Here is an 8,183-nt window from a genome sequence, read left to right as displayed (position 1 = left end):
TCTGCCCCTCTGCCCCTCTGCCCCTCTGCCCCTCTGCTCCTCTGCCCCTCTGCCCCTCTGCCCCTCTGCTCCTCTGCTCCTCTGCTCCTCTGCCCCTCTGCCCCTCTGCTCCTCTGCTCCTCTGCCCCTCTGCCTCCTTAACGCCGTCTGAGTCTTTTAACTTTAACTGGCTTAGCTGGGGCACCTTTAGCTCCTCCCTTTACATGAAAGTAAGCTTCCATGACTTTTAGCACCTTCGGAGCTGCAAACTTGCCGCCACCACCGCCGGAATGTTCGCCAAAAGCCACCACGACAATTTCCGGATTATCTATTGGCGCATAGGAACCGAACCAAGTGTGGGTTCTTTTACCGTGCGCCACTTCAGAAGTGCCGCTTTTACCCGCAGCAGGAGGAATGGTTGGCGAATTCATTACCGCGCCGGTACCCCCACTTACCACAGCCCTTAAACCTTGCCGCAGCACTCGAACGGTTTCTGGTTTCAAATGCAAATCAACCCGCCAGTTTTTTGCTTCCTCATTATCCTTTAGCAAGTGAGGTTTGACTCGGTAGCCACCATTGGCAGGCACGGCAAACATCACGGCCACCTGTAGTGGTGTGGCTTGCAGAAAACCCTGACCGATCGACATATTGACCGTATCTCCAATAGTCCACTCCTCTTTCATCCGTCGCTGCTTCCAGTCATTATCCGCCACCAAACCCGCTGTTTCTTCCGCTTCCAACTCAATGCCAGTTTTTTGACCAAAGCCATAGCGTCGCGTCCAGTCAATCAGGGCTGGTCCCCCGGTTCTCATTCCCACTTGATAAAAGAAAGTATCGCTACTCCACTTAAGACCGCCCACAAATCCCAAGGGGCCAAATCCTGCGTGGTTCCAATCTGCAAAGAAAATCCCCCCGACCCTAATACCTGCGTATGTTCCCAACACCACGTTTGGGGAAAGTTTGCCCGATTCAATACCAGCAGTGGTAGTAACGATTTTGAAGGTACTCGCTGGTGGAAAAGCTTGTAGCGCACGGTTGACAAAGGGATGGTTTAACTTTTGCAGGCGCTGCCATTCTTTCTGAGAGATTCGACGAGTAAAAAAATTCGGGTCGAAAGCAGGGCGACTCACCATTGCTAAAATCGCCCCATTGTTGGGATTCATCGCCACAATTGCACCTCTGTCGCTGCCAAGTGCCGCTTCCGCCGCTTTCTGCAAATCTAGGTCTATAGTTAAATGCACATTATCGCCCGGTTTTGAGGCTTTCTCCCCCAAAATACGCAAAATCCGATTTTTGCCATCTACCTCGACCTGTTGGCCGCCCCAGGTTCCTCGTAGTGTTTTCTCAAAGGCTGCTTCCACGCCCATTTTGCCTATCGCATCTCCCAGTCGATAGTCGTTGCTTGTGCCCTTCGCCCTCTCTAAATCTACATGGTTCATTTCACCCGTGTAACCCAGGACGTGGGCTGCTATTTCGCCGTTGGGGTATACCCGCGCCGGTTCTATGTCTACCTCAACTCCTTGTAGCTGGTTTTGGGATTCTTCTAGGACTACTATCTTTTCCGGACTAATATCGCGCTCAATTCGCACGAGGGTGGGGTTGTTTTCGCCTATTTGTTCCATGCGCTTTTGAATATCTGCTTCTGGAATCTCCAGGATCTCGGAAAGGCGTTTGCGCGTGGTAGGCCAAGACTTTTGCTTGTGTGCTAAGGGCCAGAGATAGACTGAGCGGGAAAGACGACTGCTGGCAAGGATTCTGCCTTTGCGATCGAAAATGTTGCCCCGTTCGGGTTGTTTGGGAATCACACGAATTCGGTTGTTGTCTGCCAGATCCCGGTTGCGTTCTCCTTGAATCAGTTGCAGGTAGGCAAGACGACTGCCGATCCCTCCTAGCATTACCAAGGTAATAATTATCATCACAACCGAGGACTGGTAATTTCGTCCGACCGTGCGGGTCTTTGATTTTCTGTCTGATGAGGAAGACCAAAGCAAGGTCATACGGCAGTACTCCTAAGTCTTGAGTTCCAAAGTCCTGAATTTAGAGTTTGACACTCTTTAGCCTTAGCTGTCGGGATTTGGAGAAAGTTTTGATGATTAACTTTACCAATATTCGCGTTTTCCTTCTGCCCTTGGTAAAGCCAAATACTATATTGACAGGCTGGGCAGCTGGCTTTAGTCAGTGGCAGAATGTCAAAATAAGCAAAAGGGAAGATTTGCCACTGCATCAACAACTATGCTGATTGTGCTGGCAACCGGGTCATCGCCACAAGGATTTCGCCATTATGTCTCAGACTGCTGTTCAGAATCCAGACGCTAAGGGCACAGACACAGTACTGGATGTTGAACTCCGTAAAGTTTTCAAGGTGTTCAATGGAGAGACTGCTGTACGGGGGGTTGACCTTGAGATTCACCAGGGCGAATTTTTTAGTATTTTAGGTCCGTCTGGGTGTGGTAAAACGACTACACTGCGCTTAATTGCTGGGTTTGAGATGCCTTCAGCCGGTGAGGTGGTAATTCAAGGCAAGTCGATGACATACGTGCCACCCTATCGCCGCCCTGTGAATACTGTGTTTCAGAGTTATGCTCTGTTTAACCACCTGACTGTTTGGGAAAATATCGCTTTTGGATTGCGGATTAAAGGATTACCGAAAGCCTCGATCGCAGAACGGGTTAAAGAAACCCTCAAGCTGGTTAAAATGGAAGCTTTCACCAACCGATTCCCCACTCAGCTGTCTGGAGGGCAGCAACAACGGGTGGCACTAGCACGGGCCTTGGTGAACCGGCCTGCGGTGCTTTTGCTAGATGAACCCTTGGGAGCGTTGGATTTAAAGCTGCGTAAAGAAATGCAGGTGGAGTTAACGAATTTACACCAAGACTTGGGGCTGACTTTTGTGATGGTTACTCATGACCAAGAGGAGGCGCTGAGTCTTTCGGATCGGATTTCGGTAATGCACGAGGGCAAAATTGAACAAATAGGTACGCCCAGCGAAATCTACGAGTGCCCCCAATCTGCTTTTGTAGCTGACTTTATTGGGGATACTAATCTGTTTGGAGGCCAAGTTTTTGCCTCGGACGCCACCGAAATCCAGGTGGTGACAGAAACTAAAATGAAGATGGTGGTGCAAAAACAGTCCGCCTCCATGTCTTTGAATCCCCAAGAAGCTGTGGTGGTCAGCGTGCGACCTGAGAAGATTCAACTGAATCTGGAGCCGTCCTGCGTACAGGGAAACTGTTTTGAAGGACGCCTGAAGCACGTGATGTATCTGGGAACCCACGTTCACTGCGTGGTGGAATTAACGTCGGGCGATCGCATTACTGTCAAGCAGCCTAACACCTTTGCCAGCTTACCTGACCCCCAAACTCCTGTCTATGCCTACTGGACACCAAAAGATTGTCTGGTTCTGGCTTGTAGGGACACGCCATGATTAACTTTATTCATATAGCCAATTGACAAATGACGAATGACTGTTGACAAATGACATTAGATCGGTTTTTACAAGAGTTGGAGTCCCATTGCTCCTCAACTGCGATCGCTACCTTTTTGGGCAGCGACGGACAACCTTTTGTGGTTGACATGAACCGAGAAGCAGGTCGCGTCACTTATGGCTACCACAAAACGATCAAAAAAATATTTATGGGCAAACTGATGGACAGCTGCAATCCATCTGCTTCTCTGATCCTGCGCTCTTTTACCTCAGAAATCGATGAATTCACCAAGTTACCTTATAAAGAACTGCGCGGCTACCTCCTTAGACGCGAGGGCAATAACCTGGAATTTGAAAAAATATCCCCAGAACTGATGTTTGCCTATCAAAACACGGACGCCAAAACAGGTGAACCGCTCTCTTTAGAACAATCAGTACGATACTGTTAAATAGTCATCGGATAATTTCAGATTTTAGATTTTAGATTTCAAAACTTTACTTTAAAATTGACGATTTTAAATCGTCAATTTTAAATCAGAAATCTGAAATTGTTAAATAGACAACTGGCAACTGACACATGACGAACGATCTGCGGCTATCTCAGTTTTATCCAACCCGGCGTCAGTTCTTAAAAACGGCAGCGGCGGCAGTTTCAGGACTTGCCCTTTCGGGTTGCGGTTGGACGCTGGCACAGGTACGACCGACACCACCATCAAATAGAAAAAGCGGTGCCAACAAGAAGCTATACATCTATACCTGGTCTAGCTATACAGATGAAGATTTGCTCAAAAGCTTTACTAAAGAAACTGGAATCGAGGTGATAGTAGCCGTTTATGATTCTAACGAGACGATGCTGGCCAAGATCCAAATAGGGGGCGGGGCTGACTACAGTATTATCTACCCCTCTGACTACATGGTTCGGCAAATGCGGGATAAGGGTTTGCTGCTAGAACTGGATCGAGACCGTCTAATTGGTTTGGATAATCTCTTGCCACAATTCCAAAATCCAGTTTACGATCCCGATAACAGCTACAGCGTGCCCATGAGCTGGGGAACAACAGGCTTAATTTATAATTCTAAAACCCTCAAGCAAGCTCCAGAAGATTGGGACTATCTCTGGGAACAACAGCAAGTATTGTCTAGGCGGATCACCTTGCTGGATGATGTTCGGGAAGTGATGGGTGCGACCTTGCGGATGCTGGGCTATTCCTACAACTCTCAAGATTCTGCTCAACTTGAACAAGCCTATAAAAAGTTGGCGTCGCTAAAATCTACGATCGCTTCTTTTTCAACGGACACCTGGAAAGAGCAAATTTTGGCCGGAGACTTGTTGGTGTCTATGGGTTACTCAGCAGACGCGGTGGAAGTGGCCAAAGAAAACCCCAGCTTGCAATACGCGATTCCTCGCAGCGGTACTTCTCTGTGGACGGACACGATGATAATTCCCGCATCAGCTCCCAATCGCGATGCCGCTTATGATTGGATAAACTTTATGTTGCAACCGGCTGTGGCAGCTCAAGTATGCGATCGACTTAATTTTGCTACCCCAAATCAAGCCGCCATCAAGCAGTTACCTCCAAAAGTAAGCGAAAATCCCAGCTTATTTCCGAAAGAGTCTGTACTGGAAAAGTGCGAAAGAATTATTCCATTAGGAAAATTTAATCAAGTTTACGATCGCTACTGGACTCAGTTGACTAGCAGTTAATCAATTTTGGATTTTGGATTTGCCAGTTAAGATGATTGCCCTACTTGCTAGTGTCCCTCTTCCAAAATCCTTGCATCTAAAATCTAAAATCGAACTATAGCAACCTTCTTGGCAGTTAGGACATTCTGAATTCCTGAAACGTTGGCGGATTCTAAACACTTCTTCCCCTAGTCCCTAGCAAAAGAGCCCCTAGCTATATGTCTACCCAAATTTCCTCTCCCTCTACTCCTCCCACTCCTAAATCTGAGCCGCAAGCTAGCCCTACCGCCGGACGATGGTTGGGCTCTCTAGGATTGCTTGGCCCCGCCGGGATTTGGTTGGGGCTATTGCTGGTGTTGCCGACTTTGGTGCTTTTTGAGCTGAGTTTGGTGCCGGGACTAGAACCGGGGGGTCTGGTTAATCCTTCTGGATTGGAGAACTATTTACGGGTATTTGAGCCGGTTAATTTGTCGGTGATGAAGCGATCGCTGTTTTTTGCCGGTGGGACTACTGTAATCTGTTTGCTGCTGGGATTCCCCGTTGCCTACTGGATTGCCCTGTTAGCGCCCACAAAGTGGCGCAATTTGCTCCTGGTTGGCTTTGTCTTGCCTTTGTGGACATCATCGCTGCTGCGTACTTATGCTTGGATTACGATTCTGCGCTACAGCGGCGTACTGAATACGTTACTGACTAGCCCCAACCCGTGGTTGAGCAATCTGGGACTGCCGACGATACCGCGTTTGGAATTGCTCAACGATTGGCCCGCAGTTTTGATTGGGATGAGCTACGGCTATCTACCTTATATGGTATTGATTCTCTACGCTTCTTTAGAAAAGTTAGATCGGCGGTTGTTGGAAGCGGCATCCGATTTGGGGGCTAATCCAATTCAAACTTTTGTTCAGGTTACGGTTCCACAAACAATGCCCGGTATTGCAGCCGCTTCTTTGCTGGTATTTATCACTGGTTTAGGCGATTTCGTCGATCCGGAATTGCTGGGAGGCGATTCGACTATGACTATTTCTCGTTTGATTTATAACCAGTTTCTCAAAACTAATCAGTGGGGGTTTGGTTCGGCTTTGAGTATGGTGTTAATCATGCTTGTCAGTATTGCGATCGCGCTTCTACTCAAATTTGGCGATCGCAACGCCGCTAGTTAAACATTACTGCCATTCCACATCACCAACTATAGAGAACTTATAACAGGCTCATGGCCAAATCTCAATTGCGAGTTCAACGCGGTTTCCTTTGGCAGGGGCTTTTCACCCTGCTAATGTTCTTTTTCATGTACCTGCCCATCCTGGTACTAGCCTTGTACAGCTTCAATCAATCCCGCTATAGCGCTAGTTGGGAGGGATTCACCCTCGCCTGGTATCAAAAGCTATTTAGCGATGCCCGCATTCTCAGGGCCTTGCAAAATAGTTTGACGGTGGCTTTTTGTGCCGTCGGCGTTTCAGCTGTAGTCGGCACGCTGATGGCAGTCGGTTTAGCGCGTTACCGATTTCCCGGCAGGTCATTATATCGCGGTATTTCCTACCTGCCGCTGATTATTCCAGATATTGCGATCGCTGTTGCCACCCTGATATTTTTGGCAGTAATTCAAATTCGCCTCAGCCTGTGGACAATTGTGGCATCTCATGTCGTCTTCTGTCTCGCCTACGTCGGACTGATTGTTTCCACCCGACTCGCAGACTTAAACCCCCACCTGGAAGAAGCCGCCCTCGATTTAGGCGCTACACCCTTTCAAGCATTCATCAAAGTGCTGCTACCCCAACTCATGCCCGGTATTATCTCCGGTTGTCTCCTCGCTTTTGTCCTCAGCTTAGACGACTTTCTGATTGCCAGTTTCACCGCCGGTAGCGACGCCACTACATTGCCCCTAGAAATCTACAGCCGCATCCGCACAGGAGTTAAACCCGACATCAACGCCCTCAGCGTCGTACTTATGCTCGTGTCAGGATTAGTTTTCTTGATAGCCGAATCCATCCGCTACCAAAGCACAGAAAAACGCCTGAAGTAATTTGGCTCTTCCGTGCTTACTATGACCGTGCAGAGTATATATCAGCTTGCGAGTAGGGGCTCTTTTGGCAGATAACTTATGGTTTTCAGACCAGAATAATGGCAAAACCCGCCCCTACTTCCTGGGTGAGGTACAGGCAACCTGTAGGGGCTCTTAAGGCAGATAATGTATGGTTTTCAGACCAGAATAATAGCAAAACCCGCCCTACGAACGCTCTATCCAAGAACTGAGTTTATACCAAATCCGCAACTATTACCCCCTTTATGTCTCTAGGCTGTAGAGACGTTTCATGAAACGTCTCTACAATGTTCAGGCCAAAAATTCTCATGGGGTAACAAACCCGGATTTGGTATCAGTTTACCGTCAGCGGCTGCAAGCCGCTGGAAAAATGTTCTTTATGAACAAAAGCATAACAACTCCGAAAGACCCGTTTAATCTCGTCACTGAATATTGGTTTTATGAAGTTTATATAAAGATTAGACAAAGATATTGTAAAAACCAGAATAAATGAAAAATTATGGATAAACTAATCCGTATATCTACTTGAATCTAGAACAGAGTAATCCAAAAACTCAGGGATTACACTTAAGACTTAAGTCCAGTCACAGAATCTTGTGAGAAGGCAGATTTGGGGAATTCTATCCCAAATCATTTCAGCAATTCTATAAAATCGAGCTTTTTTAGGGTGGACGGTCTATATCGCGACAAAAACACTTATAGATTATTCAAGGTACTGACGATGACTGCAATACTCTTAGCCTATTCTGCAACAGCTTACTTTTTTTCCGGTTCTGTTTGTTATTTAGCTTTCCTGAACGATTTAAATCAAGATTCTGAGCCTTCGGCATTAAAACGCAATGCAAGTAAGTTAACTAAGGTTTGGATTGCTTTGTTGTGGCCTATGTGGATGATTAGCGAAGTTAAGGCAGAGGATAGCAAAGCCGAATTTAGAACAATTACGCCTAAAGCGGCAGAATATGTAACCTGTAGACGTGAATTAATTTCTACAGCTGCTAGCGAGATGAATCAACCAGCTGTAATGCGAGGCGATATCGCATAAATAGGGGAAAAATATGAAA

At 47.3% G+C, this 8,183-nt stretch carries 10 protein-coding genes; 8 read left to right on the top strand and 2 right to left on the bottom strand.

Going from position 1 to position 8,183, the window contains the following annotated elements; translation table 11 throughout:
• Both LAY41_RS30450 and mrdA read right to left on the bottom strand, forming a co-directional pair.
• A partial coding sequence (locus tag LAY41_RS30450) for a hypothetical protein (RefSeq protein ID WP_249106275.1) occupies positions 1-184 on the bottom strand: 184 nt, incomplete at its 3' end.
• Positions 138-1,976, bottom strand: a complete 1,839-nt coding sequence (mrdA, locus tag LAY41_RS30445) for a penicillin-binding protein 2 (protein WP_249106272.1) — start codon at positions 1,974-1,976, stop codon at positions 138-140. The genes LAY41_RS30450 and mrdA, both read right to left, overlap by 47 nt.
• 92 nt (positions 1,977-2,068) lie before the next feature.
• Between mrdA and LAY41_RS30440 the strand changes: the two genes are divergently transcribed.
• From LAY41_RS30440 to LAY41_RS30405, 8 genes are all read left to right on the top strand, one after another.
• Complete coding sequence (locus tag LAY41_RS30440; RefSeq protein WP_249106270.1) at positions 2,069-2,218, top strand: hypothetical protein; 150 nt, start codon at positions 2,069-2,071, stop codon at positions 2,216-2,218.
• Positions 2,219-2,260: 42 nt separating this feature from the next.
• Positions 2,261-3,403 (top strand): ABC transporter ATP-binding protein, encoded by a 1,143-nt coding sequence (locus LAY41_RS30435; protein ID WP_249106268.1) that lies wholly within the window; start codon positions 2,261-2,263, stop codon positions 3,401-3,403.
• A gap of 50 nt (positions 3,404-3,453) precedes the next feature.
• Entirely contained in the window at positions 3,454-3,852 is a 399-nt protein-coding gene (locus tag LAY41_RS30430; protein ID WP_249106266.1) for a hypothetical protein, read from the top strand.
• Between the two features lie 128 nt (positions 3,853-3,980).
• Positions 3,981-5,108 carry an ABC transporter substrate-binding protein gene (locus LAY41_RS30425; RefSeq protein ID WP_249106264.1) on the top strand — a complete coding sequence of 376 codons (1,128 nt, stop codon included), beginning with the start codon at positions 3,981-3,983 and terminating at the stop codon, positions 5,106-5,108.
• A 197-nt stretch (positions 5,109-5,305) separates the two neighbouring features.
• Entirely contained in the window at positions 5,306-6,244 is a 939-nt protein-coding gene (locus tag LAY41_RS30420; protein ID WP_249106263.1) for an ABC transporter permease, read from the top strand.
• Positions 6,245-6,294: 50 nt separating this feature from the next.
• A complete protein-coding gene (locus tag LAY41_RS30415; protein ID WP_249106261.1) occupies positions 6,295-7,104 on the top strand; it encodes an ABC transporter permease in 810 nt (269 codons plus the stop codon).
• A gap of 289 nt (positions 7,105-7,393) precedes the next feature.
• On the top strand, positions 7,394-7,615 hold the full coding sequence (locus LAY41_RS30410) for a hypothetical protein (protein WP_249106258.1): 222 nt from the start codon (positions 7,394-7,396) through the stop codon (positions 7,613-7,615).
• 228 nt (positions 7,616-7,843) lie between these two features.
• A complete protein-coding gene (locus tag LAY41_RS30405; protein ID WP_249106256.1) occupies positions 7,844-8,164 on the top strand; it encodes a hypothetical protein in 321 nt (106 codons plus the stop codon).
• Positions 8,165-8,183 lie beyond the last annotated feature (19 nt).

Source organism: Argonema galeatum A003/A1 (assembly GCF_023333595.1).
Taxonomy (GTDB): Bacteria; Cyanobacteriota; Cyanobacteriia; order Cyanobacteriales; family Aerosakkonemataceae; genus Argonema; species Argonema galeatum.
Note: the sequence above shows the minus strand (reverse complement) of the source record. Positions and strands in the feature narration are given on the sequence as shown.